This window comes from Povalibacter uvarum (assembly GCF_014202975.1).
GTDB lineage: Bacteria > Pseudomonadota > Gammaproteobacteria > Steroidobacterales > Steroidobacteraceae > Steroidobacter > Steroidobacter uvarum.
On record NZ_JACHHZ010000001.1, the window covers coordinates 748,712 to 775,247 of the forward strand.

Here is a 26,536-nt window from a genome sequence, read left to right on the forward strand (position 1 = left end):
CGCCGAGCCAATACCCATGCGCCTCCTCAATTTCGACGTCGGTCCCGACAAACCCTTCTTCCTCATCGCCGGCCCCTGCGTCGTCGAGAGCGAAGGCCTGGTGCTCGATACGGCTGGGAAGCTCAAGGAGATGACCACCCGGTTGGGCATCCCCTTCATCTTCAAATCGTCCTTCGACAAGGCGAACCGCTCGTCGTCGAAGAGCTATCGCGGGCCCGGCATGGAAGAAGGGCTGCGGATTCTGTCCGAGGTGAAGCGTCAGCTCGGTCTGCCTGTGCTGACCGACGTTCACGAAGACACGCCGATGGCTGAAGTCGCCTCGGTCGTGGACGTGCTGCAGACGCCGGCGTTCCTGGCGCGCCAGACCAATTTCATCCTCAACGTCTGCTCGCACAACCGCCCGGTGAACATCAAGAAGGGCCAGTTCCTCTCGCCATGGGAAATGCAGAACGTCGTCGACAAGGCGAAGTCGACCGGCAATCAGCAGATCATGGTCTGCGAGCGCGGCTTCAGCTTCGGCTACAACAACCTGGTCTCCGACATGCGATCGCTGTCGGTGATGCGTGAGACCGGCTGCCCGGTCGTGTTCGACGCGACGCACTCGGTGCAGTTGCCCGGTGGCAAGGGCACAGCTTCGGGTGGTCAGCGAGAGTTCGTCCCCGTACTGGCGCGCGCAGCGATGGCAGCAGGGATCTCGGGCATCTTCATGGAAACACACCCGGACCCGGACAAAGCGTTGTCCGACGGTCCAAACGCCTGGCCGCTGCCGCGCATGGAGTCGCTGCTGACGACGCTGCAGGCCATCGACAAGACAGTCAAATCCAAGCCTTACGAGGAAAGCCTGCTATGAGCAAGATCGTCGACATCCGCGGCCGCGAGATCATCGATTCCCGCGGCAATCCCACCGTGGAGGCCGATGTTCTTCTGGAGTCCGGCGCCAAAGGCCGCGCGGCCGTGCCGTCGGGTGCATCCACGGGAACGCGCGAAGCCGTCGAGCTTCGTGACGGTGACAAGGGACGGTATCTGGGCAAGGGCGTCACCAAAGCGGTCGCCAACGTCAATGGCGATCTGAAGAAGCTGCTCGTGGGCAAAGAGGCCGCCGATCAGGTTGCGATCGATGAGGCGATGATCAAGCTCGACGGGACGGACTCGAAGTCGCGTCTCGGTGCGAATGCGCTGCTGGCGGTCTCGCTCGCGAACGCACACGCAGTGGCCAGCGAGAAGAAGCAATCGCTGTTCCGTCTGCTCGGCGGTCCCGGCCCCAAGACGTTGCCGGTGCCGATGATGAACATCATCAACGGCGGCGCGCATGCGGACAACAGCGTCGATATCCAGGAATTCATGATTCTTCCGGTCGGTGCGCCGTCGCTGTCGGAAGCAGTGCGCTACGGCGCTGAGATCTTCCACACACTCAAGAAGGTGCTGCACGAGCGCAAGCTCGCCACCGCGGTCGGCGACGAAGGCGGCTTTGCTCCCGACCTGCCGTCGAACGAAGCGGCGCTCGAGACGATCCTCGAAGCGATCGATCGCGCGGGCTACAAGGCAGGCAAGCAGATCTTCCTCGGCCTCGATGTCGCGAGTTCCGAGTTCTTCTCGGGCGGCGTCTACAACCTCGAGTCCGAAGGTCGCAAGTTCACATCGGCACAGTTCGTCGACTACCTCGCGGGCCTCGCCGGCCGTTATCCCATCGTCACGATCGAAGACGGCATGGCGGAGGGCGATTGGGACGGCTGGTCGCTCCTGACGCAGCGCCTCGGCAAGCAGGTTCAGCTCGTGGGCGACGATCTGTTCGTCACCAACACCAAGATCCTGCAGGAAGGCATCAGCAAGAAGATCGCCAACGCGATCCTGATTAAGCCCAACCAGATCGGCACGCTCACCGAAACGCTGGCGGCCATCAACATGGCTGCTGACGCTGGCTACGCGTCGGTCGTGTCGCATCGTTCGGGCGAAACCGAAGACTCGACCATCGCGGACATCTCGGTGGCGACGCGCGCGACGCAGATCAAGACCGGCTCGCTCTCGCGTTCGGATCGCATCGCGAAGTACAACCAGCTGCTGCGCATCGAAGCGGAGTTGGGTGCCGAGGCACGCTACGCCGGTGTCGAAGCGTTCCCGGTTCCGTTGCCCGGCATTTCCTGCTAGAACACTGGCCTCATGAAGTTCCTGGCCGCCGGACTGCTCGCTCTGCTGGTGCTGTTGCAGTACCGGTTGTGGCTGGGCGACGGCGGCATGCGGGAAGTGGCGACGTTGCGCAAAGAGATCGAAGTGCAACAGGCGGAAAACGACACGCTGCGCGAGCGCAACCGGACGCTCGCGGCGGAAGTGCAGGACCTGAAGAAGGGCACGGTCGCGATCGAGGAACGTGCCCGGACGGACTTGGGGATGGTCGGCCAGCGTGAGACTTTCTACCAAGTAGTCACGCCGCGCGAGGCGCCGCCTCCCGCGGAGAACGAAGAAGTGCAGGAGCCGCGCGTCGCCGAAGCGCGCAAGCAGCGATAGCAGGAAGGTTGACCCTTCCGCCTTCCATGTCTGACTCATTCAAGTTCTGGGCGGTGATTCCTGCCGCGGGCCGCGCCCGGCGGATGGGTGAAACCGCGTCCCCGAAGCAATACCTGACGATCGCGGGTCGCTCGGTGCTCGAATGGTCGCTGTCGCCGATCCTGGCGCGTGACGACTGTGCTGGCATCGTCGTTGCGATTGCCGCCGACGATACGCATTGGTCACGCCTGCCCATTGCTCGCGATCCCAGGGTGCGCACGACAGTGGGCGGCACCGAACGCGCCCATTCCGTCCTGGCGGGACTGCGGACGCTATCTCTCAGCGATAGCGAGTTCGTACTGGTTCACGATGCGGCCCGGCCCTGTCTTGCGGCGGACGAGTTGTCAGGATTGATCGAAGCCGTTCGGAATGATCCGGTCGGCGGATTGCTCGCGGCGCCGGTCGTAGACACGATCAAGCGGGCGGACAGCGAAGGTCGGGTTGCCGAAACGGTGAGCCGTGAAAGCCTCTGGCGCGCCCTGACGCCGCAGATGTTCCGCTTCGGCACCCTGTATCGCGCATTGACTGCGGCCCAGCAGCAGGGTGTCGCTGTGACCGACGAGGCGCAGGCGGTCGAGCGCTCGGGCCTTCGCCCGCGAATCGTGGCGGGCAGGACGGACAATCTGAAAATCACGCTGCCCGAGGATCTCATCCGGGCGGAGCGCATCCTCCAAGAGATGCAGTCCAGCGGAGGACGACGATGACGACAGGCCTGCGGATCGGGCAGGGCTACGACGTGCATGCCTTCGAGGCCGGCGATCATGTGACGCTCGGCGGCGTGCGGATTCCTCATTCACAGGGGATCCGGGCGCATTCGGACGGCGACGTCGTCCTGCATGCGCTTTGCGACGCGCTGTTCGGCGCCGCGGGCCTGGGCGACATCGGCATGCATTTTCCGGATACCGATCCTCAATGGCGCGGAGCCGACAGCCGCCAGTTCCTGCGCCACGCGAAGCTGCTGCTGGAGCGCCAGGGCCTTGCGATCGTGAACGTCGATGTGACCGTGCTTGCCGAGGCACCGCGCCTCGGCAAGCATCGCGAAACGATGCGCTCGAACATCAGCGCCGATCTCGGACTGGATCAGGCTCGCGTCAACATCAAGGCCACGACGAGCGAAGGTCTCGGCTTCATCGGCCAGCGCCAGGGTATTGCCTGTCATGCGATCGCCCTGATCGAACAAACCTCCGGGGCCAAATGAATCCGCTCGATCTGCCTTGCGCCTGGGGCGCACCGCCCGTTCGAGGCCGCGTGCGTGTTTCTCCCGAAGACTTCGTGGTGCGGGAGTGGCTCGGCTTCGCCGCGGACGGCGACGGCGATCATTGGTTGCTGACGGTCCGCAAGCGCGGCGCGAATACACATTGGGTCGCGAAGCAGCTCGGCAAGCTCGCCCAGATTCACCCTCGCGACGTTGGCTTCGCCGGACTGAAGGATCGCGACGCGGTGACAGAACAGGCTTTCACGATTCCGGTGCGCTCCGCGATGACGGGCGACTGGGCCGGTGTCAGCGGCGACGGCTTCGAAGTCGTCGCGGCCGAACGCCATCGTCGCAAGCTCAAGCGCGGGGCGTTGCGCGGCAATGATTTCGAGATCGTCGTCAGGGATCTTGCGGGGGATCGAGCGGCACTCGATGGGCGTTGCAAGCTCATTGCCGCGCAGGGGGTGCCGAATTACTTCGGGCCGCAGCGATTCGGCAACGACGGCGCCAATCTGACTCGCGCGCGCCAGTGGTTCAGCGGCGAAAGGGAATTGCACGATCGCTTCGAACGAGGCTTCGCGCTGTCGGCGGCGCGTTCCGCGATCTTCAACGCCGTGGCGGCCGAGCGCGTTCGCAATGGCACATGGAATCAGCTGCAGGCGGGCGACGTCGCCAACCTCGATGGAAGCAATAGCGTTTTCAAGGTCGACGCACTCGATGAGGTGCTGCGGGATCGCTGCGACCGCATGGACATCCATCCGACAGGGCCGCTGTGGGGCAGGGGCGAACTGGTTTCGCAGGGCGAAGTCGCATCGCTCGAACGACGGGTCGCGGACGCCGAGGGTTCGCTCGCATCAGGCCTGGCGACGACGGATCTCGACCAGGAGCGGCGGTCGCTGCGAATGCGTCTCGCCGAATTCGCCTGGGCCCTGGAAGGGCCGGATCTTCGATTGCGCTTCCGTCTTTCGCGCGGCGTGTTTGCCACTGCGGTGCTGCACGAGATTCTCGAAGACGCTTTCTCGCAAGTGCATCCGGAATCGGACGAGTAAGGTCCGCAAGTCAGAAGAGAGGATTTCACACGGAGTTCACGGAGATCTCGAAAGCAGATCGACGATTTCGTTGTGGATCCGGCTTCAGCCGGACGTTATCGCCCCCGGGCGATGCTTCGCTGACGTCCGACTGAAGTCGGACCCACAGGAAGAACGCGCTAGCGTCTGGCCTTCAGCAGCACGTAGACCGCGCCGCTGCCGCCATCGACCGAGCGTGCCGATCCGAACGCGAGGACCGCGTCGGTGTATTGCAGCCAGCGATTGACGATGTTCTTGAGCACCGGGCCGCGAGGACCGGAACGCTTGCCCTTGCCGTGGATGATGCGTACGCATTGCATGTTGCGTTGAACTGCATCGGCGATGAATTCTCGCAGCGCGGCCTTGGCCTGTGCGCCGTTCATGCCGTGCAGATCGATCTCGGCATCGACCGCGTAGTGACCCCTTCGCAGCTTGACGAGGACTTCCTCCGGGACGTGAGGGCGACGAAACATCAGCTCATCGCCGGTGGCGAGCAGGGATTCATCGGCGGGCGGCAGCAGGCTCTCCTTGAGGACTTCGGTCTGGTCGAGACGCGTGAAACGCGCCTCGGGCTGCGGTTTGGGCGATTCCGGTGCGGCCTGTCCCTGCGGCAGGCGCTTGACTTCGCGCATCGCCTCGAGGAAGAGGTCCTTGTCGGGATCGTCGGGTGTGCTCATGTCGCTGATCTGCCGTGACGTTTCCAGTATAGTTTGCCGCGCGCAATGCTTGGCGTTGCGACAATCCCTGAACGCGAGGCGGTGGCCGGCGGTTGCGCAATTCTCCTGCGCACGCGCCGCAAGCAGACCTCGCGCAGGCCCGAACGATTCGGCGTGACGACGACTGGCCAAGTGTGAAGATTCTCATCAGCAACGACGACGGTTATCGCGCTGAAGGATTGCGCGTATTGCGCGAATCGCTCGCGCCGCTCGCGGAAGTCACTGTCGTCGCCCCCGACCGCAATCGCAGCGGCGCAAGCAACTCGCTGACACTCGATGTGCCGCTGCGCGTTTTTCCGTACGACACCGACTGTCACGTCGTTGTCAGCGGCACACCCACCGACTGCGTCCATCTCGCGATCTCGGGCCTGTTCGAACACGAGCACGACATGGTGGTCTCCGGCATCAACGAAGGCGCGAACCTCGGTGATGACGTGCTCTATTCAGGCACGGTCGCCGCAGCGATCGAAGGTCGCTTCCTCGGGCTCTCGGCCATCGCGGTTTCGCTGGTCACGCGCCCAGGTTCCGGTCAGCACTACGCGACCGCCGGGCGCATCGCCGCCGAACTCGTCATGCGCATCCAGCGATCACCACTGCATCAGGCCACGATCCTCAACGTGAATGTGCCCGACCTGCCTTATGAAGAGCTGAAGGGCTGCAAGGCAACGCGCCTCGGCTACCGGCATCGCTCCGAACCGATCGTGCGTTCCGAAGATCCTCGCGGACGCCCTGTGTATTGGGTGGGGCCGCCGGGAGTCGGTCAGGACGCAGGCGACGGCACTGACTTCGACGCTGTCGCGAACGGATACGTGTCCGTGACTCCGCTGCAGATCGATCTCACGCGTCATTCGATGCTCGAAGACATCGGCAACTGGCTGCGCGGGCGCGAAGCATGAAGCCGCCGCCCGGAAAGCCTCCCGTGCCCCCGATGCCCCAGTCACATGGCGTGCCCAATGGCGCGTCCAACGGAGCGCGCCACAACGGTATCGGCATGACGTCGGCACGCACACGCGAGCGTCTCGTGCAGCGTCTGCGCGATCAGGGCATCACAAATCCATTGGTGCTCGAGCAGATCCGCAACGTGCCGCGCCACCTGTTCGTCGATGAGGCGCTGGCGACGCGGGCTTACGAAGACACCGCGCTGCCGATCGGGCTGGGGCAGACGATTTCGCAGCCCTATGTCGTCGCACGGATGACAGAAGCGCTGATCGAAGGCACGGCGCCTCGCAAAGTGCTGGAGATTGGAACGGGCTGCGGCTACCAGACCACGGTTCTCGCGCCCTTCGTCAAATTCCTGTACAGCATCGAACGCATCAGTGCGCTGCTCGAGCGGGCCCGGTCGAGGTTGAAGGAACTCGACATCCGCAATGTCCATTTGCGTCATGGCGACGGCTTCAAAGGCTGGGTCGCGCACGCGCCCTATGACGGCATTCTGATGGCGGCAGCGCCGCTGGCCATTCCGGAGGCATTGTTCGCGCAGTTGGGCCAGGGCGGGCGACTGATTGCCCCGGTCGGGCCGGAAGGCAGGCAGCAACTCGTGCGCATCACGAGGCGCGGAGATGATTTTCATACCGAGACATTGGGTCTCGTGAGCTTCGTGCCGTTGCTCAAGGGCCTTGGGTGAGCCAGGCGGGATGAGCCGATGGTGAGGGACAGGTGACGAGTGACGGGTGACGGGAACAAGACGCGCAACTTCGGATCCCGCACGTCGCTGGTCACACACGTTTCGCGTTGCTTCCTCGTCGTGTTCCTTCTCGCGGTGGGCGGTTGCGCATCCGAGCCCACGCGACCCGCGTCCTACACAGTGAAGCGGGGCGACACGCTGTACTCCATTGCATGGAAGCACGGTGTGGACTATCAGCAGCTCGCTCGCTGGAACGGCATCGGGCGCGACTATGTGATTCATCCCGGCCAGGTGCTTCGTCTCACGCCCGCAGGCGGCACGCGCACCGCGACTCCATCGCCATCGGCGAAATCCGCCGCTCCACGTCAAAGTGCGCCGCGAGCACCACCCCGAGCAGCGCCGGTGCCCAGCGGGCCGCCGATCAAATGGCAATGGCCCGTGGATGAGGGCAAGGTCACACTTACGACGCGGCCCAATGGCGGCCAGGGTCTCACCGTCGAAGGCAAGCCGGGGCAGGACATCAGGGCTGCGGCCACGGGCAAGGTCGTCTACACCGGTACCGGTCTGCTTGGTTACGGCCAGCTCATCATCGTTAAGCACAGCGAAACGTACCTGAGCGCGTACGGCCATACGCAGTCGGTCGCCGTGCGCGAAGGGGATGATGTCAAGTCGGGTCAGCGCATCGCGACCATGGGCGCGGGCCCGCAAGGCTCGCCGATGCTGTATTTCGAGATCCGCATCGATGGTTCGCCGACCAATCCCATGTCGTTGCTCCCGCAACGCCGTTGACCGGGTCAACAGTGGTGGTGCGTTCAGGGCCTTCAGGAAAAAGAGCAACGCGCGCTGACAAGGCGCCTCAATTGTCCGAGTCATCATGTCCCGAGGGCGCATCGAAAGATGGTCCGATCATTGCAACTGCAACTATTCGTGCAGGGAGTAGTTGCAAGTGGTCGATACGTATGTCTAACATCCGCCCCCAACGTCGCATGCCAGAGACAGCTGCAGGGTAACCGGTAGAAGACGCGGGGGCGGAGGGGGATTCGAGGAAACAGCGCGAAGAAGAACAAAACGAAAAAAAGAAGAATACTTCGTCAAGTGAATGTTCCTCGCGAACACGCAACGACGAGTTGGTCGAACGAACTTCAGTCCCTCGCGTCTTCTCCCGGTTGTCCTCAACCGGGAGAAGACCAGATAAAAGTCGCAAGAAAAATCTCTCGATCATTTCCATCGAGAGAAGACAAAGAAGGCAGATCTCCCGTTCAACGGGAGACCAAATAATAACAAGTCACCCGGCCGTTCTTCGGCCGGGAATTCTTCCCCGGCGATCAGTCCCGCTCAGCGTTCAGTCCTGAAGGAACAGGGCGGCAACGACGCGTCGATCCTCGCTCACGAGCACGTTGTAGGTTCTGCATGCGGCGCCCGTGTCCATCACCTCGCAGCCCACTCCTCGTGACAGCAAGCGCGCAAGCAGGCTCGTGGGTGGAAACTTCTGCCGGGAGCCGGAGCCGAGCACGACGATCTCCGGTTCGAGCGCAAAGATCGGTTCCAGGTCCTCCGCGGTGAGATCGTCGATCCGTTGCGGGCGCCAGTCAGTCACCATCTTGTCGGCACGGAGCAGGCAGCTGCTCGTCACGGTCTGTTCGCCCACGCGAATTTCGCCGGGGCCGTACGCCCGGATGAGGTGGATGCTGCCAATGCTGTCGTCGGTCAGTTTCATTCCGTTACGATAGCGCACCTTCGTTGAGTTCCGCGGTGCGATGTCACGACTTCCCCTGTCCCAATTGACTTGGGTGACGCTGGTGGGTGACGTCGATCCACCGACCGCGGCATCCGGGCTTTCCTCAACCGTCCTGGCGCGCCTCGCCGGTCGCGGCTCCGTACGGTTCGCGTGGAATCGCGCCGACATCGATACCTCGCTTCGTCCCTGGCAGCGAGGACTGCTGCATTCATTGCAGCTTCCGGAGGCGGGGTACTCGAGTGCACCAATTTCCGTGCTTGGTCACGGGCATCGTGAGGCCGCCCCGATGTGGATGCACGCCGAGCCGGTTCATTTCGCTGCGGGCCTGGACCGTCTGAGCTTCCTCGATCTGCAGGGCGCTGCTCCCGTGACCGGGGAGGAACGGGCTGCGCTGTTCGATACTTTGCAGCGAGAGTTCTCGTCCGGCGACTTCACGCTGCACGCATTGGGTGGCGACTGGTTCCTGCGCTCGAGTTCGCTCGTGCAGATCGCCACGTCGCCTCCTGACGCCGCAGCGGCGAATGAACTGCGCTCGGCGATGCCGCGGGGCAAGGACTCGGCGGTGCTGCATCGAACGATGACGGAATTGCAGATGATGCTCCACGAGCACCCGGTGAACGAGAAGCGGGCGCGGTTCGGTGCGCCGGCGATCAACGCACTCTGGCTGTGGGGCGCGGGCTCTCAGAATGAGATGCCGTCTCCGTCATCGCTTCCGGTAGCATTCGGCAGTGACGCTTTCCTCCTGGGCCTCTACCGCTTGATCGACCGAAAACCGGATCCACTACCTTCCAGCGCGCTTGAGTTGCTGCCGGCGATCGCGAAGCAGGATCGTGCTCTCATCGTAGCGACCGGGCAGGAGCTTTCTGTTCTGGAATCGCGCTGGATCGAGCCGCTGGTGACCGCGCTTCGCTCCGGAACAATCGGTCGTCTGGATCTGGTCCTCGGGGAGTGGCACATCGAAGCGACGCGCAGTGCGCTGCGGAAATTCTGGCGCAAGCCATGGCCGCCGACACAATGGGAGCGCACGTGACGTCTCGAGCCATCCGACGTCGCGAAACCGCGAGCGCGGACCTATCGGGCGAACTGCATCCTCTGCTGAGGCGCCTCTACGCTGCGCGCGGCATCACGTCCGCCGATGAACTTGCCTTGACGCTCGACCAACTGATCCCGATCAGCCAGCTCGGCGGTATCAGCGAGGCAGTGGACCTGCTGTGCCGCCACTTCGTCCGTGGCAGCCATATCGTCGTCGTGGGAGATTTCGATGCCGACGGCGCGACGAGCACGGCCCTCGTCGTGCGTCAGTTGTCGCGCCTGGGATTCGCGAAGGTGGGCTTCATCGTCCCGAACCGGTTCGAGTACGGTTACGGTCTCACGCCCGAGATCGTGCGGCTCGCGGCGCAGCAGGGGCCTCAGCTCATCGTGACGGTCGACAATGGCATCGCAAGTCACGCGGGCGTGCTCGAAGCGCAATCGCTCGGAATCGAAACGTTGGTGACGGATCATCACCTCCCGGCAGCCACGTTGCCTGCTGCCGCGGCGATCGTGAATCCCAATGCGCCTGGTGATGGCTTTCCCAGCAAGGCGCTCGCGGGCGTCGGAGTAGCGTTCTATCTGATGGCCGCGTTGACGCGCGAAATGCAGGCACGCGGTCTCAATCCGAAGCCGCCGCCAGTCGCGGATCTGCTCGATCTGGTGGCGCTTGGCACGGTCGCCGATCTCGTGCCGCTGGATCGCAACAATCGAGTCCTCGTCCAACAAGGCCTGCGGCGTATTCGCGCGGGACGTTGCGTGCCGGGCATTCGCGCATTGCTGGAGAGCTCGAATCGTTCCGCGGCGTCGGTCGTCGCGACGGATCTCGGCTTCCAGATCGGCCCGCGATTGAATGCGGCGGGTCGGCTCGACGACATGAGCGTAGGAATCCAGTGCCTGCTGACGGACGACGAACCGACAGCGAGGATGCTGGCGGGTCGCCTCGCTCAGCTCAATCACGATCGCAAGGAGCTGGAGCTGCAGATGCAGCAGGAAGCGATGCTCGTCGTCGCCGACATGCGCGATGATGCGTCGCTGCCGCTCGGACTGTGCCTGTTCGATGAAACCTGGCATCAGGGAGTCGTGGGTCTCGTCGCGTCTCGCGTGAAGGAACGTGTCCACAGGCCGGTGATTGCGCTGGCGCGAGCGGACGAGAAGTCGCTGAAGGGCTCCGCGCGTTCTGTACCCAACGTTCACATCCGCGATGTGCTCGATGCAGTCGCGAGCCGCCATCCCGGCTTGATCGACAAGTTCGGCGGTCACGCGATGGCTGCCGGCCTTACGCTGCCGGCGGCGCGACTGGCGGAGTTCCAGCAGGCGTTCGATGAGGAAGTATCGCGCTGGATGACGCACGACGATGCGACCGGCGTCGTTCACTCCGACGGCGAGCTGACCCGCGACGAGCTCACGCTCGATGTCGCTCATCTGCTGCGCGAATCAGGCCCCTGGGGGCAGGCTTTTCCTGAGCCCCTCTTCGACGGCGAGTTCGTCGTCCGCGCAGTCCGCGTGCTCGGCGAACGCCACCTGAAGATGGAAGTCCTGCGGGACGACCAACTTTGCGACGCCATCGCCTTCCGGTATTTCGATCACGCGGATTCCCCCCAGGTCGAACCCGGCCAGCGCGTCCGGTTGGCCTATCGCCTCGACGTGAACCAGTACAACGGGACCGAACGGCTGCAACTGGTGGTGGAGTATCTTGAGAGAAGCGGTTAGCGGTTAGCGGTTGGCGGTTAGCCAGAGTCGGAAGAGGATCGTCATTCCCGCGCACGCGGGAATCCATCTTGGCCAAGGCATGGATTCCCGCTTTCGCGGGAATGACGAGCTCTTTTCCCGTTCTGAACCAACCGCCAACCGCCAACCGCCAACCGCTTCTCTCCGTGCTACCATCGCCGCCCTTCGATCCCGTCCCAGTGCCCCATGGAAGTCAATCAGATCCGCCGTACCCTCGACGACCTCTCCGAGCGCAGCGAAGCCCTCCGGAGGTTTCTTTGACTACGACAACAAGCATGAGCGACTGACGGAAGTCAGCCGCGAACTGGAAGATCCGGGGATCTGGAATACGCCCGACCGGGCGCAGGAGCTGGGGCGCGAGCGCGCCAAGCTCGATTCGATCGTTACCACGCTGGATGGAATCCGCAACGGGCTCGGTGATGCGAGCGAGCTGCTGGACCTGGCCGTTGAGGAGAACGACGAATCCACCGTGCGCGATGTGCAGGGCGATCTCGCCGCCATCGAGCAGGACGTCAAGAAGCTCGAGTTCCAGCGCATGTTCCCGGGCGAGATGGATCCGCACAGCGCGTTCCTGGATATCCAGGCGGGCGCGGGCGGCACCGAAGCTCAGGACTGGGCGCAGATGCTGATGCGCATGTATCTGCGCTGGGGTGAAGCGCACGGCTTCAAGACCGAGCTCGTCGACGTCAGCGATGGCGAAGTGGCGGGCATCAAGGGCGCGACGATCAACTTCACTGGCGACTACGCCTACGGCTGGTTGCGCACAGAGACGGGCGTGCATCGGCTGGTACGCAAATCGCCGTTCGATTCCAACGCACGCCGTCACACGTCGTTCGCTTCGGTGTTCGTGTCGCCGGAAATCGATGAAGACATCGAGATCTCGATCAACCCGGCGGACCTGAAGACCGACGTCTATCGTTCGAGCGGTGCCGGCGGTCAGCACGTCAACAAGACGGAATCCGCCGTCCGTATCACGCACATGCCGACGGGCATTGTGGTGGCGTGTCAGGCGGAGCGCAGCCAGCACAAGAACCGCGACAAGGCGATGAAGATGCTGAAGGCGAAGCTCTACGAGCTCGAAGTCAACAAGCGCAACGCCGCCGCGAAGGTCCTCGAAGACTCGAAGTCGGACGTGAGCTGGGGCAACCAGATCCGTTCGTACGTGCTCGACCAGTCGCGCATCAAGGATCTGCGGACCAACGTCGAAGTCGGCAATACGACGGCCGTGCTCGACGGCGATCTGGATCAGTTCCTCGAAGCCAGCTTGAAGCAGGGTCTGTAAGTAACGCCATGACCGACTCAACCCGACCTCCCGACGACAAGGGCAGCCAGCCCCCCATCGACGAAAACAAGCTCATCGCGGAGCGTCGCGCCAAGCTCGACAAGCTGCGCAGCGGTGGCGCCGTGGCGTTCCCGAACGATTTCCGTCGCGATGCGCTCGCCGACCAGTTGCTCACTGCTTACGGCGATCGCGCGCCCGAGTGGTTCGACCAGAATGCCGTTCCGGTGAAGGTCGGCGGACGCATGATGGCCAAGCGCATCATGGGCAAGGCGAGCTTCGCGAAGATCATGGACCGCTCGGGCCAGATCCAATTATTCCTCCAGCGCGATTCGCTCGGCGAGGTCTACGAGGACTTCAAGGGCTGGGACGTCGGCGACGTGCTCGGCGCCGAAGGCGTGCTGTTCAAGACGAAGACGGGTGAACTGTCGGTACGCGTGGACAAGATCCGCCTGCTCACGAAGTCGCTGCGTCCGCTGCCTGACAAGTGGCACGGCCTCTCGGATCAGGAAACGCGCTATCGGCAGCGCTACGTGGATCTGATCATCAGCCCGGACAGCCGCACGGTATTTCAGAAGCGCACGCGCGTCATCAAGTTCCTGCGCGACTTCCTCGATTCGCTCGGCTTCATGGAAGTCGAGACGCCGATGATGCAGCAGATCGCGGGCGGCGCTGCGGCGCGGCCTTTCATCACGCATCACAACGCGCTCGACATGCAGCTCTATCTGCGCATCGCGCCGGAGCTGTATCTCAAGCGCCTGGTCGTCGGCGGGTTCGAACGCGTCTACGAGATCAATCGCAACTTCCGCAACGAAGGCATATCGACGCGGCACAACCCGGAGTTCACGATGCTCGAGCTGTACCAGGCGTATGCCGACTACAGCGATCTCATGAGCCTCGTCGAGCAGATGTGCCAGGGCATCTGCGATGCGATCCATGGTTCGCGAGTCGTCGAGTACCAGGGGCAGACGTTCGACTTCGGTCAGCCGTTCCGTCGGGTGACCGTCGAAGACCTCGTGGTGCATTTCAATCAAGGCATCGAGCGCGGCAAGCTGCGTGATGTGGACTACCTGCGCACACAGTGCGACCGGCTCGGCATCAAGTATTCGCCGGCGGACGGCGCCGGCAAGCTGCAGATCGAGATCTTCGAGAAGACGGCGGAGCATGAGTTGCACGCGCCGACATTCGTGTATGCGTATCCGGCGGAAGTATCACCGCTCGCCCGGCGCAACAACACGGATCCCTTCATCACCGATCGCTTCGAGTTCTTCGTCGGCGGGCGCGAGATCGCGAACGGGTTCTCGGAGCTCAACGATCCGGAAGATCAGGCGGCGCGTTTCCAGGATCAGCTTGCGCGTAAAACGGCGGGCGACGAAGAGGCGATGCAGTACGACGCCGACTACGTTCGCGCGCTCGAGTACGGCTTGCCGCCGACTGCGGGATTGGGCGTGGGCATCGATCGGCTGGTGATGCTGTTCACGAACTCGCCGTCCATCCGTGACGTGTTGTTGTTCCCGTACATGCGGCCTGAATAGGGCGCTACGCGACTTCGTACGGAAGCGGCTTGCGGTGCAGGCTCGAATCCTCGATGTCCGCGAGCTGCAGCGCGTGGTCGGCCTGAGTCAGGCTGATCACAGCGAGAAGTTCGCAGCCGTCTGCTGTGGCAACACTGTCGACGACATCTCCAGCGTGCCCTCCGGTGGCATCGAGGATGCGCGTGCCCGGGGCGGGCGCTTTGCATCGGGCCGCGAAGCGCAGAGTGCGTCTCTTCACCGTGCCGCGGAAGTGGGTGCGGGCAATGATTTCCTGTCCGGTGTAGCAGCCTTTCTCGAAACTGATCCCACCCAGCAGATCGAGATTCAGCATCTGGGCGACGAACTGTTCCTGCGTGCCTGCGTAGACTTGCGTCAGGCCCGCTTCGATGTCCCCAAGGTGCCAGCGCGTTTCTGCCGCCGCATCCGCGGTCAGGGCCGTATCGGCGGGGGCGATGAAGAGCGTGCGAGAGGGCGAACCCGGCCAGGCGATCAGGCTGGTCTGCGCTCTTTGCTCGTGAGCCCGCGGCGTCGGCAGCACGGCATCGAATGAACCGCCGAGCACGAACTTTTCGGCCCCATTCTCGACCTTCACCTTCGAGCGCAGTACGTACTTGCGCAGACGCGCGACTGTCGCGTCAAGAATCTCGCGTGGCACCAGCAGCACGACACCATCCGTGCGTTCGGCGATCCACAACACAGCCTGCACGCGGCCCTGGGAAGAGTTGCAGCTCGCCAGTTCGATACGCGAGGTTGTCAGCGCGTCCAGGTCGAAGCTGAGCTGCCCCTGCAGATAGGTGCGCGCGTCCGCCCCGGTGACGGAGATGAGGCCCAGTCGCGTCAATGCGAAGGCGGGAGTGACCGGAAAATCGTTCATTCGCTAAATCCGAAACGACCCATCGTGACTTGAGATACCCGGAAGGTTCCGTGGTTTCAGGCCTTCTGGCAGACTACGACGCCATGCCTAGCAGCCGCCAGGAAAGCCCTTCGAACGTCGCCACGACGCCCGTCACGGATGCGGGTGCGACGCCAGTTTCCCACATTGCAGCACAGCCGGTGGCAGAGCATGCCGCGGCCCCCATCGAGATCGGCGGACGTGAGGGGCCCGAGCCCACGCGGTTCGGCGACTGGGAAAAGCGCGGCCGCTGTATCGACTTCTGATTTGTGAGCCGTCCAACATGAGCACGCCAACAAAATACACGCGACCGCTGTCGCCGTTCATGCCGCTCTATCGGTGGCAGTACACGATGACGCTGTCGATCCTGCATCGCGTGACCGGATGCGCACTGAGTGTCGGAGCGCTGTTGCTCGTCTACTGGCTCGTTGCAGCCGCTTCGGGCGCGGAGGTCTACGCGAAGGCGCAGACGTTCTTCGCCCATCCCTTCATTCGTTTCACCCTGATCGTCTTCTCCTTCAGTTTCTTCTACCACCTGCTGAACGGCGTGCGTCACCTGTCCTGGGACGTTGGCCATGGATTCGAAAAGAAGATCGCGCGCGCGAGCGGGTGGGTCGCATTCCTCGGTGCGGTAGCGCTGACGGCATTCTTCTGGTTCCTGATCGTCGGCCGCGGAGGTGCGGCATGAGCCTGCGCAGCCCGATCGGTCGCGTGCTGGGCCTTGGCTCGGCGAAGGAAGGCGTTTCGCACTGGTGGTCGCAGCGTGTCACCGCGGTGGCGCTGGTCCTGCTGACGCTCTGGTTTGCATCCGCGCTACTTCGGCTCGGCGATTTCAGCCATGCCGCCGTCATCGCCTGGATTGCAATGCCCTTCAACGCAGTGCTGCTGTCGCTGCTGATCGGCACCGCGCTCTATCACTCGCAGCTCGGCGTGCAGGTCGTCGTCGAAGACTATGTCGTCGGTCACGGGCTCAAGGTCGTGACGCTGCTGTTGCTGAATTTCCTTCATATTGCACTGGCGGCTCTGGGCATCTTCTCTGTCCTGCGCATCGCCTTCGGAGCGGCGCCATGAGCGCATATCAGTTCATCGATCACTACTACGACGTCGTCGTCGTCGGTGCCGGCGGCGCCGGCCTGCGCGCGACTTTCGGTCTGGCGCACTCGGGTCTGTCGACGGCCTGCATCACGAAAGTTTTTCCGACTCGCAGCCACACTGTCGCTGCGCAGGGCGGCATCAGCGCGGCGCTCGGCAACATGGGCGAGGACGATTGGCGCTGGCACATGTACGACACCGTCAAGGGCTCCGACTGGCTCGGCGACCAGGACGCGATCGAGTTCATGTGCAAGGAAGCGCCCGGTGCGGTGATCGAACTGGAGCACTACGGTGTGCCGTTCTCGCGGACCGAGGACGGTCGCATCTATCAGCGTCCGTTCGGTGGCATGACCACGCGTTACGGCCAGGGCACTGCGCAGCGTACGTGCGCGGCCGCGGATCGTACCGGTCACGCGATGCTTCACACGCTGTACCAGCAGGCGCTGCGCCATGAAGCGCAGTTCTTCATCGAATACTTCGCTGTCGACCTGATCATGGAGAAGGGTGAATGCCGCGGCGTCGTTGCTATCAACATGGCGGACGGCACGGTGCATCGCTTCCTGGGTCACCAGACCGTTCTCGCCACGGGCGGCTACGGTCGCGCTTATTTCTCATGCACGTCTGCTCACACTTGCACGGGTGACGGCGGCGGCATGGTGCTGCGCGCGGGCCTGCCGATGCAGGACATGGAGTTCGTGCAGTTCCATCCGACGGGTATCTACGGCGCCGGCTGCCTCATCACCGAAGGTGTGCGAGGCGAGGGCGGAATTCTGCGCAACTCGGCAGGCGAGCGCTTCATGGAGCGCTATGCGCCGAACGCCAAGGACCTCGCATCGCGCGACGTCGTCAGCCGTGCGATGACAATCGAGATCCGCGAAGGTCGCGGCGTCGGTCCGCACAAAGATCACATCTACCTGCACCTCGAACACCTCGGCGGCGACACGATTCACGAGAAGCTCCCGGGCATCGCGGAGACGGCGAAGATCTTCTCCGGCGTCGATGTCACGAAGCAGCCGATTCCAGTGCTGCCCACGGTCCACTACAACATGGGCGGCGTACCGGCGAACTATCACGGCGAAGTCGTGACGCTGAAGGATGGCCAGCCCGACACCGTCGTGCCGGGGCTCATGGCTGTCGGCGAGGCAGCATGCGTGTCCGTGCACGGCGCGAATCGCCTCGGTTCGAACTCGCTGCTCGACCTGGTCGTGTTCGGTCGCGAAGCCGCGCGCTACTGCGCGGAGATCGTGAAGCCCGGCACGAAGCATCGGCCGCTGGCGACGGATGCGGGCGAGCTTGCAGTCACGCGTATCGACAAGTTCCGCAACGCGAAGGGCTCACTACGCACTGCCGACATCCGCCTCAGCATGCAGAAAGTCATGCAGGGACACGCCGCCGTGTTCCGCACCGGCGAGTCGCTGCAGGAAGGCGTGCAGAAGCTGTCCGAAGTGTTCAACTCGTTCGCCGAAGTAAATGTCAGCGATCGCGGCATGGTCTGGAACACCGACCTGATCGAAACCCTGGAGCTCGACAATCTCCTGGGCCAGGCGGTCGCGACGATGCATTCGGCGCTCAACCGCCAGGAAAGCCGCGGTGCGCACGCTCGCGAAGACTTCCCGAATCGCGATGACCAGAACTGGATGAAGCACACGCTCGCCTGGGTCAGCGACCATGGCGACGTGCAGCTCAACTACCGCCCGGTGCACCTGAATACGCTGACGAGCGACGTCGAGCCGATTCCGCCGAAGGCGAGAGTGTATTGAGAGAAGCCGCGAGCAATTAGCTGCGAGCGATCAGCCAGAAGTTCAGAGCCAAATCAGAACCGAGTCGATCATGGCCCAATTCCGCTTACCTGCGAACTCAAAGATCAAGCCGGGCAAGGCGTTCAAGGCTGCCGCGGACGCGAAGAGCGTGCGGACCTTCCGCATCTACCGCTTCGATCCCGAGACGGGCGAGAACCCGCGCGTCGACACGTACGAGGTCGATATGGCGGCCTGCGGGCCGATGGTTCTCGACGCGTTGATCAAGATCAAGAACGAAGTCGATCCGACGCTGACGTTCCGTCGCTCGTGCCGCGAAGGCATCTGCGGATCGTGCGCGATGAACATCGACGGGCTCAACACGCTGGCCTGCACGAAGGCCTGCGAAGACGTGCGTGGCGACGTGAAGATCTATCCGCTGCCTCACATGCCGGTGGTGAAGGATCTGGTTCCCGATCTGACGAACTTCTACGCGCAGTACGCTTCCGTGAAGCCCTGGCTGCAGACGCGAACGCCGGCACCGCCGGATCGCGAGCGCCTGCAGTCGAAGGAAGACCAGGAGAAGATCGACCGGCCGTCGGCCTGCATCCTGTGCGCATGCTGCTCGACCTCGTGTCCGAGCTACTGGTGGAACAGCGATCGTTATCTCGGGCCCGCGGCGCTGCTGGCTGCGTACCGCTGGATCATCGACACGCGCGACGAAGCGACCGGCGAGCGTCTCGATGCCCTCGAGGATCCGTTCAAGCTCTATCGCTGCCACACGATCATGAATTGCACGGAAGCGTGCCCGAAGGACCTGAATCCGGCCCGCGCCATCGCCGAGATCAAGAAGCTCATTGCCGAACGCCGTCACTGAGAATCTCGGAAGGCACCGTGGATAGCGCAGAGTCAGGCGGCACCCAGGCCGTGCAATATCCGCTGTCGGCGTCCATCGCGCGGTTGCGGTGGCGCTGCCGTCGGGGCATGCGCGAGCTCGACGTCGTCCTGCAGCGCTACCTCGAGACCCGCTATACGACCGCCCCCCTCGCGGAGCAGCAGGCCTTCGAACAACTGCTCGACGAACAGGACCCTCAATTGCTCGCCTACCTCATGGGCAGGGAACGGCCCCAGGATCCGCTGCAGGCCAATGTCATCGCACGGCTCGCCGACCCTGGCGTCTGATCTGCGCACCCGTCGGGCCGAGTCGGCCTGCGCGGCCTTGCTCATCGCGCTCGGCTCGTCGGCACCGGCCCTGATCGGTCCGCTCGCAACCACCGGGCTCAAAATCACTTGCGCCGTTGCTCTGGCCGCCGTGCTCGCGGTCGCTTTCCGGCGCGCAGGCTGGCTGGGTGGGGGCGGGGCACTGACCCGGATGGTCTGGCGGGGCGACGGTGGCTGGACGCTGACCTTCCGGAGCGGCCGCCAGGTCGAAGCGGCGCTGGATGGCAGCACCAGAATGAGTCCAGCCGCCATCTGGCTGCACTGGGCGCTCGACGGCGCCGGACCCCGGACGCGATCCCTGCTACTGATCCCCGGCGACCTGCCGGAGACCGATTTCAGGCGCCTGCTGGTCCGCCTGAGGCTGGATCAGTCAGAATGCGCGCCGACCGCGCAGCAGACGGATCCGACCCTTACATGACTTCCCATTGGCCCGAACAGGCCCCGACCTATCCCTGTGATGTACTTCGCATTCGCGAAGGTTACGAAGCTGCCTGCGCGCCGAACTTTCCGGGGACACGCCGGTCTATCCGAGCAGCCTTGGTCGGGCGGCGGAGCTTCGGTTTGGCGCCCGTCCCTGGGGTTGCGGGTCAATGATCCAGGACGACAATGATCAGCAACTTGTCGAGCGGGTGCAGAAGGGCGACAAATCGGCCTTCGACCTGCTGGTGCGCAAGTATCAGCACCGTGTGCTGAAGCTGGTGGGCCGGTTCGTGCACGACGCCGCGGAGGCGGAGGACGTCGCCCAGGAAGCTTTCCTGAAGGCTTACCGGGCGTTGCCTGCGTTTCGCGGCGATAGCGCGTTCTACACATGGCTGTATCGCATCGCGATCAATACGGCCAAGAACACGCTGGTGTCGAACCGAAGACGGCCGGTGGATTTCGACCTGGACCTGCAGGACCCGGAACAGCACGACCGTCAGGCGAGATTGAAGGACGCAGACACCCCGGAGGGCGTTCTGCTCACTGATGAGATCCGCGGTGTCGTGGAACACGCGCTGGAGCAGTTGCCCGAGGACCTGAGGACGGCGATCGTCCTGCGCGAACTCGAGGGGCTGTCTTACGAGGAGATTGCCGAGGCGATGGACTGCCCGGTCGGAACGGTTCGCTCGCGGATATTCCGCGCACGCGAAGCCATCGACAAAAAGCTGAAACCGTTGTTGGATTAGCGGTCGGCATGTATCGGGACCCGATTGGCGTTCGAGCCTGGAAGTAATGCGTCTATGACTGATCCGGTGAAAGAGCAGCTGTCGGCCTGCCTGGACGGCGAGCTCCCCGAGGCGGAACTCGGGCTGCTGCTGAAGCAACTGCAGCGCGACCCGCAGTTGCGGCAGTCCATGGGAAGCTATTCCCTCATCGGCGAGGCCATGAGAGGTCCCGGCGCGGTCAGGGCGTCGAGCGGATTCGCCGACCGGATCGCGGCGGCAATCGCCGAAGAGCCCATCGCGAACGCTCCGGCAAGGAAAGTTACGGCGGTGCCGCGCTGGATGCGTCCGGCAACCGGTTTCGCGGTAGCCGCCGGTGTCGCGGCGGTCGCGGTGGTGTCGCTCCAGCCGGCGACGATCCCGACCCAGCAGGTCGCAGGCACCCAGACCATCGCAACGACCATCGAAACCGCCGACCAGGCGATCGCCCCGAGCTACACGGTCCCGACCAACGTCGAAGGCACTGGATCGGCCTTCATTCCCGCCGCGCGGCTGACGAATTACGTCGTTGCCCACAGCGAATACTCATCCCCCCTCGGCCGTCGCACCGTGTTGAGCGGCGTGCTCTCCGAAGACGACGACGACCAGGAAGAGGAGTCGGTGCTGGTGACCGGTACCCCGCAGGAATCGACGGCGCCGGCCGCTGAATCCGCAGGACCCCGCCGTTGATGTCCCGTCTGCGCTACTGCCTGATTGCCACTTTGTGCGCCGTGGTCTTCCCGGCGCACGCGAGCGATCCCGAGGCTCGCGCCTGGCTCGAGCGCATGTCCCGCGCCTTGTCCAGTCAGAACTACGACGGACGTTTCTTCCATCTGCGCCAGTCCAAGTCCGAGTCGATGCGCATCATTCATCGCGTCGACAAGGGCAAGATCACCGAACGGCTGGTTTCCCTCGACGGCAGCGGTCGCGAAATCGTCCGCAATGAAACCGAAGTCATCTGCTTTCTCCCCGACAAGCGCCTGGTGCTCGTCGAAAAGCGCACCGACGAGAATTCGCTGATCTCGGCGCTGCCGGTCTACAACGAAGAGCTCGAGTCGCTGTACAAGATCGAGCGCTCCGGCCGCGTCGTGAAGGCGCTGGGCCGCCGGACGCAGATCATCGAAGTGCGTCCCCGGGACCAGTACCGCTACGGCTATCGGCTGTGGCTCGACCAGGAAACGGCGATGCCGCTCAAGTCACAGCTGTGTGACAGCAACGGCAACGTGATCGAACAGATCCTGTTCGCCGAGCTGAATCTGCGCGACCGCATCCCGGCGGATGAGCTGAAAGCGTCCATCACGGGCGAAGGCTTCAAGTGGGTCCGGCAGGACGACACCGTTCCGCCGCGCATGGCGAACGCCATGATGGGTTGGAGTGTTGCCCGGTTGCCGGCGGGGTTCCGGCTGACGACCTGGCGGATCCAGGTCATTGCCGGCTCCCCGACACCTGTCCGCCACCTTGTGTATTCGGATGGTCTCGCGTCGGTTTCCGTATTCATCGAACCGCGCAACTCCCAGGCTGCGCCGATGCACGGCCTGGCGAAGGTTGGCGCGGCGTTCGCGTTCTCGCGTGACCTCGACGGTCACCAGGTGACGGCCGTGGGCGAGGTGCCCGCCGCCACGGTCCAGGCGATCGCTGACGGAGTGAGGCGCCAGGAGGAGGAATCGCAGTCCGCGCCGCAACAGATCCTGCCTCTGCCGGCCGAACCCCCGCCGGTTTCGCGCTGAATCCCGGTCGATCCCGCACGCTGGCCCCGGGGTAAGCCCCTCCTCATATGGTCCGATGGACGGTCTATACCCGCACGGGCTGCACCCTCTGCGAAGAGCTGATGGTCCAGCTGGCCGAGGTCCTGGGCGAGGCTGCCTCGGACGTGGCGGTCATCGACATCGCCGATGATCCCGAACTGGAAGCCCGCTACGGCCGGCGCATCCCGGTGCTCATGGCCGACGACGACTTCGTGTGTTCGTACCGGCTCGACCTGGACCGGGTCAGGGGCTACCTGAGACAGGGGGGGTGACCCCGTTCTTCCGCGGCAGGTCAGGTTCATCAGCTGCCTCACAGCCGCGATGCGGCATTCCGCTATAATCCGCCGCCGTTTGGCCGTCGCCTGGCCCTGTTAAGCCCTCCTGATGAAGCTGATCCGCAATTTTTCCATCATCGCGCACGTCGATCACGGCAAGTCCACGCTCGCCGACCGTTTCATCCAGCTCTGCGGCGGCCTCGAGGCCCGCGAAATGGAAAACCAGGTTCTCGACTCGATGGACCTGGAGCGAGAGCGCGGGATCACCATCAAGGCGCAGGCCGTGTCGTTGCGATTCCGCTCGCGCGACGGCGAGACCTATCAGCTGAATCTGATCGACACCCCCGGGCACGTCGACTTCTCGTACGAAGTGTCCCGTTCGCTCGCTGCCTGCGAAGGGGCGTTGCTGGTCGTCGATGCGGCGCAGGGTGTCGAAGCCCAGAGCGTCGCGAACTGCTACACCGCGCTCGAGCAGGGACTCGAAGTGGTGCCGGTGCTGAACAAGATCGATCTGCCGTCGGCCGAACCGGACCGGGTCATCAAGGAGATCGAGGAAATCATCGGGATCGAGGCGCACGACGCGCTGAGAGTGAGCGCCAAGACGGGTGAGGGCGTACAGGACCTGCTGGAAGAGCTCGTGCGGCGGATTCCCGCGCCGAAGGGCGACCCCGACGGTCCGCTGCAGGCGCTCATCATCGACTCCTGGTTCGACAACTACGTCGGCGTCGTCTCGCTGGTTCGCGTGATGAACGGTTCGCTCAAGACGGGCGCGAAGATCCGCGTGTGGTCGACGGGCCGCGCTCACCAGGTCGACAAGCTCGGCCGGTTCACGCCGAAGTCACTGGCGGCGGACGCGCTGTACACGGGAGAGGTCGGTTTCGTCATTGCCGGCATCAAGGAGATCAACGGCGCGCCCGTGGGCGACACGATCACGCTCGACTCACGGCCGAGCGATGCAGCGCTGGAAGGATTCAAGCAAGTGCAGCCGCGCGTGTTCGCGGGTGTCTTCCCGGTGAACACCGAGGACTACGAATCGTTCCGCGACGCGCTGGCGAAGCTCAAGTTGAACGACTCGGCGTTGCACTACGAACCTGAAGTGTCGACCGCGCTCGGCTTCGGTTTCCGCTGCGGATTCCTTGGCCTGCTGCACATGGACATCGTCCAGGAGCGGCTCGAGCGCGAATACAACCTCGACCTGATCACGAGCGCGCCGACAGTGGTGTACGAAATCCTGCGTACCGACGGCACGCTGGAATACGTCGACAATCCGGCGAAGCTTCCGCCCAGCAACGAGATCGGCGATCTGCGCGAGCCGATCATCACCGCCAACATCCTCCTGCCACCGGAGCACGTGGGCGCGGTCATCAAGCTCTGTACGGAGAAGCGCGGCAAGCAGACCAAGATGCTGTACGTCGGCAACCAGGTGTCGATGCAGTACGAAATGCCGCTTGCGGAAGTCGTGCTCGACTTCTTCGACCGGCTCAAGTCGGTCAGCCGTGGCTACGCGTCGTTCGACTACGAATTCAACCGCTTTGAGACGGCGCCTCTTGTTCGCCTGGACGTGCTGATCAACGGTGATCGCGTCGATGCGCTTTCGATCATCGTCCACCGTGAGAACGCGTATCACCGCGGGCGCGAACTGGTGGACAAGATGCAGGAACTGATTCCGCGACAGATGTTCGAGGTCGCGGTGCAGGCGGCGATCGGCAGCCAGATCGTCGCGCGCGCCAGCGTCAAGGCCCTGCGCAAGAACGTGCTGGCCAAGTGCTATGGCGGCGACCTCTCGCGCAAGCGCAAACTCCTGGAGAAGCAGAAGGAAGGCAAGAAGCGCATGAAGCAGGTCGGCAGCGTGGAAATTCCGCAGGAAGCCTTCCTTGCGGTCCTCAAGATCGGCAAGGACAAGTGATCATGATCTTCGACTTCTCGTTCATCCTCACCGTCGCGACGCTGGTCACGGGCGTCATCTGGGGGCTCGACGCGTGGCTCTGGAAGCCGCGCCGGCTGGAACGCGCCGCTGCCGCGGGCACGCCCGCCGAGAACGTGCGCGAACCCATCGTCGTCGAGTACGCCCGATCATTCTTCCCGGTCATCCTGATCGTGCTCGTGATCCGGTCCTTCCTGTTCGAGCCGTTCCGCATTCCGTCCGATTCCATGATGCCGACGCTGCTGGACGGCGATTTCATATTTGTGAACAAGTTCGCCTACGGTTTGCGCCTGCCTGTGGTCAATTCCAAAGTCGTCGATATCGGCGCTCCGAAGCGAGGCGATGTCATCGTGTTCCGGCTGCCTTCCGACCCCTCGGTGAACTACATCAAGCGGCTCGTGGGATTGCCGGGGGATCACATCTCGGTCCGCAGGCAGCGCGTGTTCATCAACAACGTGCCGGTACCAGTGACGCTCGATGGCACGTATGAAGGGCCCCGCAACACGGGAGTCCAGGCCGACGCGCAGCAGGGTATCGAGAGTCTGGACGGGGTCGATCACCGGGTATTGTTCATCCCGGAACGCACGGAGAGTTCGCGCGACTACGATCAGGTCGTGCCCGCGAACCAGTACTTCTTCATGGGCGACAATCGCGACAACAGCCGCGACAGCCGCTTCCCGGAAGTGGGTTTCGTGCCCGAAGAGAATCTGGTCGGCAAGGCCGTTCGAATCTGGCTCAATTGGGACCTGCCCGATGCGCCGATCTGGAACCGGATCGGCGATGCGATCAAGTAGCGGCCGGCGCGCCAGCGCGTGGGTCGATGGAATCCGAACAAACCTACAACAAGGCTAACGCAGGAGTCATCGCATGTTCGCTCGTCAGCGTGGTGCAACGTTCCTCGGCATGATGACCATCGTGGCCATCATTGGCTTTGCCCTCTATGCCGGCATTCGCCTTCTGCCGCTGTACCTCGAGTACATGGCAGTCGTGCGTTCCCTGGACCAGGTCGCCTCGGAGCACGCCAACGACCCGACTTCGCCGCAGCAGTTGCTGATCTCCCTCAATCGTCGCTGGACGGTCGAAGACATCCAGAGCATCGACCCGAAGGAAATCGAGATCAAACGGTCGCCGGCGGGGTTCACGATGCGCGCTGAATACCGCGCCGAAGCGCCGTTCGTGGCGAACGTGTCGCTGGTCGTCGATTTCGACAAGAGCGTCGATGTCAAGCAATAGCCCTGCGAGCGGAGCGGCACGGTGAAGGCCGCTGCCGCGTGGTTCGAGGAAGCGCTGGGTTACGCTTGCCGGGACGCTGCACTGCTGGAAGCTGCGCTGACGCATCGCAGCGCCGGCGGTCCCCATAACGAACGACTGGAATTCCTGGGCGACGCCGTCCTCAACTGCGTCGTCGCGCGGCTCGTCTTCCGCGAGTTCGCCGCTGCCGATGAAGGTGATCTCTCCAGGTTCAGGGCTAGCCTCGTCAGTGGCGAGGCGCTGGCGGTCATCGCTCTCGAGATCGATCTTGGACAGTACGTCCGCCTCGGATCGGGCGAGCTCAAGTCGGGAGGCTTCAGGCGCAAGTCGATTCTTGCCGACGCGCTGGAAGCGCTGTTCGGAGCCGTTTACCTCGACGGCGGCTTCGACGCCGCGGAACGGGTCATCGAACGGCTTTTCATCCCCAGGCTGGATCGGCTGCCCTCGGCGGCCGAACTGAAGGATCCCAAGACCCGTCTCCAGGAAGCGGTCCAGGCGAAGGGATTGCCGCTGCCCGGATACACGGTCGAATCCATCAGCGGAGAAGCGCACAATCAGGTCTTCCAGGTGAGCTGCTCCGTCGACGCTTTGGGTCTTCGGGCAGTCGGCGTCGGGCCCAGCCGCCGCCGCGCCGAGCAGGCTGCAGCCAGCGAAGTGTTGAGTGCGTTGCCCAAGGCATCCGTGCGCTCGCCGCCGGTACAGGAAGCGCCGGTTCAACCGGGCAGCCCCGAGATCAATTCTTCAGATACGACGAGTTCCTAGAG

General features: G+C 63.6%; 31 protein-coding genes. 28 read left to right on the plus strand and 3 right to left on the minus strand.

What is annotated here, in order from left to right; translation table 11 throughout:
• The first annotated feature begins 16 nt into the window (after positions 1-16).
• The 6 genes from kdsA to truD are packed head-to-tail and all read left to right on the plus strand — an operon-like array spanning position 17 to position 4,785.
• The gene (gene kdsA / locus HNQ60_RS03150; RefSeq protein ID WP_184329552.1) at positions 17-850 is read left to right on the plus strand and encodes a 3-deoxy-8-phosphooctulonate synthase; all 834 of its coding nucleotides are present in this window, start codon (positions 17-19) and stop codon (positions 848-850) included.
• A complete protein-coding gene (gene eno, locus HNQ60_RS03155) occupies positions 847-2,145 on the plus strand; it encodes a phosphopyruvate hydratase (protein WP_184329553.1) in 1,299 nt (432 codons plus the stop codon). The genes kdsA and eno overlap by 4 nt, the downstream gene beginning before the upstream one ends.
• A gap of 12 nt (positions 2,146-2,157) precedes the next feature.
• Complete coding sequence (ftsB, locus tag HNQ60_RS03160) at positions 2,158-2,502, plus strand: cell division protein FtsB (protein WP_184329554.1); 345 nt, start codon at positions 2,158-2,160, stop codon at positions 2,500-2,502.
• Positions 2,503-2,528: 26 nt separating this feature from the next.
• On the plus strand, positions 2,529-3,245 hold the full coding sequence (gene ispD, locus HNQ60_RS03165; RefSeq protein ID WP_184329555.1) for a 2-C-methyl-D-erythritol 4-phosphate cytidylyltransferase: 717 nt from the start codon (positions 2,529-2,531) through the stop codon (positions 3,243-3,245).
• Complete coding sequence (ispF, locus tag HNQ60_RS03170) at positions 3,242-3,739, plus strand: 2-C-methyl-D-erythritol 2,4-cyclodiphosphate synthase (protein ID WP_246433360.1); 498 nt, start codon at positions 3,242-3,244, stop codon at positions 3,737-3,739. Before ispD ends, ispF begins: the two co-directional genes overlap by 4 nt.
• On the plus strand, positions 3,736-4,785 hold the full coding sequence (gene truD / locus HNQ60_RS03175) for a tRNA pseudouridine(13) synthase TruD (RefSeq protein ID WP_184329556.1): 1,050 nt from the start codon (positions 3,736-3,738) through the stop codon (positions 4,783-4,785). The genes ispF and truD overlap by 4 nt, the downstream gene beginning before the upstream one ends.
• A gap of 158 nt (positions 4,786-4,943) precedes the next feature.
• Here the strand turns inward: truD and HNQ60_RS03180 are convergent, their stop codons facing one another.
• Complete coding sequence (locus HNQ60_RS03180; RefSeq protein ID WP_184329557.1) at positions 4,944-5,480, minus strand: Smr/MutS family protein; 537 nt, start codon at positions 5,478-5,480, stop codon at positions 4,944-4,946.
• Between the two features lie 173 nt (positions 5,481-5,653).
• Here HNQ60_RS03180 and surE point away from each other — a divergent pair, with 173 nt between their 5' ends.
• The 3 genes from surE to HNQ60_RS03195 are packed head-to-tail and all read left to right on the plus strand — an operon-like array spanning position 5,654 to position 7,932.
• The gene (gene surE, locus HNQ60_RS03185; RefSeq protein WP_184329558.1) at positions 5,654-6,415 is read left to right on the plus strand and encodes a 5'/3'-nucleotidase SurE; all 762 of its coding nucleotides are present in this window, start codon (positions 5,654-5,656) and stop codon (positions 6,413-6,415) included.
• Positions 6,416-6,447: 32 nt separating this feature from the next.
• Positions 6,448-7,143, plus strand: a complete 696-nt coding sequence (locus HNQ60_RS03190) for a protein-L-isoaspartate(D-aspartate) O-methyltransferase (RefSeq protein ID WP_184329559.1) — start codon at positions 6,448-6,450, stop codon at positions 7,141-7,143.
• 39 nt (positions 7,144-7,182) lie between these two features.
• Positions 7,183-7,932, plus strand: a complete 750-nt coding sequence (locus tag HNQ60_RS03195; protein ID WP_221303988.1) for a peptidoglycan DD-metalloendopeptidase family protein — start codon at positions 7,183-7,185, stop codon at positions 7,930-7,932.
• A 553-nt stretch (positions 7,933-8,485) separates the two neighbouring features.
• On the opposite strand, the gene HNQ60_RS03200 is transcribed toward HNQ60_RS03195, so the two are convergent.
• Positions 8,486-8,860 carry an Mth938-like domain-containing protein gene (locus HNQ60_RS03200; protein ID WP_184329560.1) on the minus strand — a complete coding sequence of 125 codons (375 nt, stop codon included), beginning with the start codon at positions 8,858-8,860 and terminating at the stop codon, positions 8,486-8,488.
• A 40-nt stretch (positions 8,861-8,900) separates the two neighbouring features.
• Between HNQ60_RS03200 and HNQ60_RS03205 the strand changes: the two genes are divergently transcribed.
• From HNQ60_RS03205 to lysS, 4 genes are all read left to right on the plus strand, one after another.
• Positions 8,901-9,911: a hypothetical protein gene (locus HNQ60_RS03205; protein WP_184329561.1), complete on the plus strand. Its 1,011-nt coding sequence runs from the start codon at positions 8,901-8,903 to the stop codon at positions 9,909-9,911.
• Positions 9,896-11,623 carry a single-stranded-DNA-specific exonuclease RecJ gene (gene recJ / locus HNQ60_RS03210; RefSeq protein ID WP_184330169.1) on the plus strand — a complete coding sequence of 576 codons (1,728 nt, stop codon included), beginning with the start codon at positions 9,896-9,898 and terminating at the stop codon, positions 11,621-11,623. The genes HNQ60_RS03205 and recJ overlap by 16 nt, the downstream gene beginning before the upstream one ends.
• A gap of 204 nt (positions 11,624-11,827) precedes the next feature.
• Positions 11,828-12,923 (plus strand): peptide chain release factor 2 gene (prfB, locus tag HNQ60_RS03215; RefSeq protein ID WP_184329562.1). Its coding sequence is split into 2 segments (ribosomal slippage): positions 11,828-11,890 and positions 11,892-12,923, totalling 1,095 coding nucleotides; the frame shifts between segments, so codons are not numbered across the junction.
• Positions 12,924-12,931: 8 nt separating this feature from the next.
• Positions 12,932-14,455 carry a lysine--tRNA ligase gene (gene lysS, locus HNQ60_RS03220; protein WP_184329563.1) on the plus strand — a complete coding sequence of 508 codons (1,524 nt, stop codon included), beginning with the start codon at positions 12,932-12,934 and terminating at the stop codon, positions 14,453-14,455.
• Positions 14,456-14,459: 4 nt separating this feature from the next.
• Here the strand turns inward: lysS and ygfZ are convergent, their stop codons facing one another.
• Entirely contained in the window at positions 14,460-15,329 is an 870-nt protein-coding gene (ygfZ, locus tag HNQ60_RS03225; RefSeq protein WP_184329564.1) for a CAF17-like 4Fe-4S cluster assembly/insertion protein YgfZ, read from the minus strand.
• A gap of 83 nt (positions 15,330-15,412) precedes the next feature.
• Here ygfZ and HNQ60_RS03230 point away from each other — a divergent pair, with 83 nt between their 5' ends.
• The 15 genes from HNQ60_RS03230 to rnc all read left to right on the plus strand — a co-directional run bounded on the left by HNQ60_RS03230 (position 15,413) and on the right by rnc (position 26,534).
• Complete coding sequence (locus tag HNQ60_RS03230) at positions 15,413-15,613, plus strand: DUF1674 domain-containing protein (RefSeq protein WP_184329565.1); 201 nt, start codon at positions 15,413-15,415, stop codon at positions 15,611-15,613.
• Positions 15,614-15,630: 17 nt separating this feature from the next.
• Positions 15,631-16,035 (plus strand): succinate dehydrogenase, cytochrome b556 subunit, encoded by a 405-nt coding sequence (gene sdhC, locus HNQ60_RS03235; protein WP_184329566.1) that lies wholly within the window; start codon positions 15,631-15,633, stop codon positions 16,033-16,035.
• Positions 16,032-16,418, plus strand: coding sequence for a succinate dehydrogenase, hydrophobic membrane anchor protein (gene sdhD / locus HNQ60_RS03240; RefSeq protein WP_184329567.1), 387 nt, complete (start codon positions 16,032-16,034; stop codon positions 16,416-16,418). The genes sdhC and sdhD overlap by 4 nt, the downstream gene beginning before the upstream one ends.
• Positions 16,415-18,199 carry a succinate dehydrogenase flavoprotein subunit gene (sdhA, locus tag HNQ60_RS03245; protein WP_184329568.1) on the plus strand — a complete coding sequence of 595 codons (1,785 nt, stop codon included), beginning with the start codon at positions 16,415-16,417 and terminating at the stop codon, positions 18,197-18,199. Before sdhD ends, sdhA begins: the two co-directional genes overlap by 4 nt.
• A gap of 70 nt (positions 18,200-18,269) precedes the next feature.
• Complete coding sequence (locus tag HNQ60_RS03250; RefSeq protein ID WP_184329569.1) at positions 18,270-19,052, plus strand: succinate dehydrogenase iron-sulfur subunit; 783 nt, start codon at positions 18,270-18,272, stop codon at positions 19,050-19,052.
• 17 nt (positions 19,053-19,069) lie between these two features.
• Entirely contained in the window at positions 19,070-19,357 is a 288-nt protein-coding gene (locus HNQ60_RS03255; protein WP_221303989.1) for an FAD assembly factor SdhE, read from the plus strand.
• Positions 19,323-19,814, plus strand: a complete 492-nt coding sequence (locus HNQ60_RS03260; RefSeq protein WP_184329570.1) for a protein YgfX — start codon at positions 19,323-19,325, stop codon at positions 19,812-19,814. The genes HNQ60_RS03255 and HNQ60_RS03260 overlap by 35 nt, the downstream gene beginning before the upstream one ends.
• 172 nt (positions 19,815-19,986) lie before the next feature.
• Positions 19,987-20,562 (plus strand): RNA polymerase sigma factor RpoE, encoded by a 576-nt coding sequence (gene rpoE, locus HNQ60_RS03265; RefSeq protein ID WP_184329571.1) that lies wholly within the window; start codon positions 19,987-19,989, stop codon positions 20,560-20,562.
• Positions 20,563-20,616: 54 nt separating this feature from the next.
• On the plus strand, positions 20,617-21,267 hold the full coding sequence (locus HNQ60_RS03270) for a sigma-E factor negative regulatory protein (protein WP_184329572.1): 651 nt from the start codon (positions 20,617-20,619) through the stop codon (positions 21,265-21,267).
• On the plus strand, positions 21,267-22,304 hold the full coding sequence (locus HNQ60_RS03275) for a MucB/RseB C-terminal domain-containing protein (protein WP_184329573.1): 1,038 nt from the start codon (positions 21,267-21,269) through the stop codon (positions 22,302-22,304). The genes HNQ60_RS03270 and HNQ60_RS03275 overlap by 1 nt, the downstream gene beginning before the upstream one ends.
• Before the next feature lie 47 nt (positions 22,305-22,351).
• Complete coding sequence (locus tag HNQ60_RS03280; RefSeq protein WP_184329574.1) at positions 22,352-22,594, plus strand: glutaredoxin family protein; 243 nt, start codon at positions 22,352-22,354, stop codon at positions 22,592-22,594.
• Between the two features lie 112 nt (positions 22,595-22,706).
• Positions 22,707-24,503 (plus strand): translation elongation factor 4, encoded by a 1,797-nt coding sequence (gene lepA, locus HNQ60_RS03285; protein WP_184329575.1) that lies wholly within the window; start codon positions 22,707-22,709, stop codon positions 24,501-24,503.
• 2 nt (positions 24,504-24,505) lie between these two features.
• On the plus strand, positions 24,506-25,315 hold the full coding sequence (gene lepB / locus HNQ60_RS03290) for a signal peptidase I (RefSeq protein WP_184329576.1): 810 nt from the start codon (positions 24,506-24,508) through the stop codon (positions 25,313-25,315).
• A 73-nt stretch (positions 25,316-25,388) separates the two neighbouring features.
• Complete coding sequence (locus HNQ60_RS03295; RefSeq protein WP_184329577.1) at positions 25,389-25,754, plus strand: DUF4845 domain-containing protein; 366 nt, start codon at positions 25,389-25,391, stop codon at positions 25,752-25,754.
• A 21-nt stretch (positions 25,755-25,775) separates the two neighbouring features.
• Complete coding sequence (gene rnc, locus HNQ60_RS03300; RefSeq protein WP_184329578.1) at positions 25,776-26,534, plus strand: ribonuclease III; 759 nt, start codon at positions 25,776-25,778, stop codon at positions 26,532-26,534.
• Positions 26,535-26,536 lie beyond the last annotated feature (2 nt).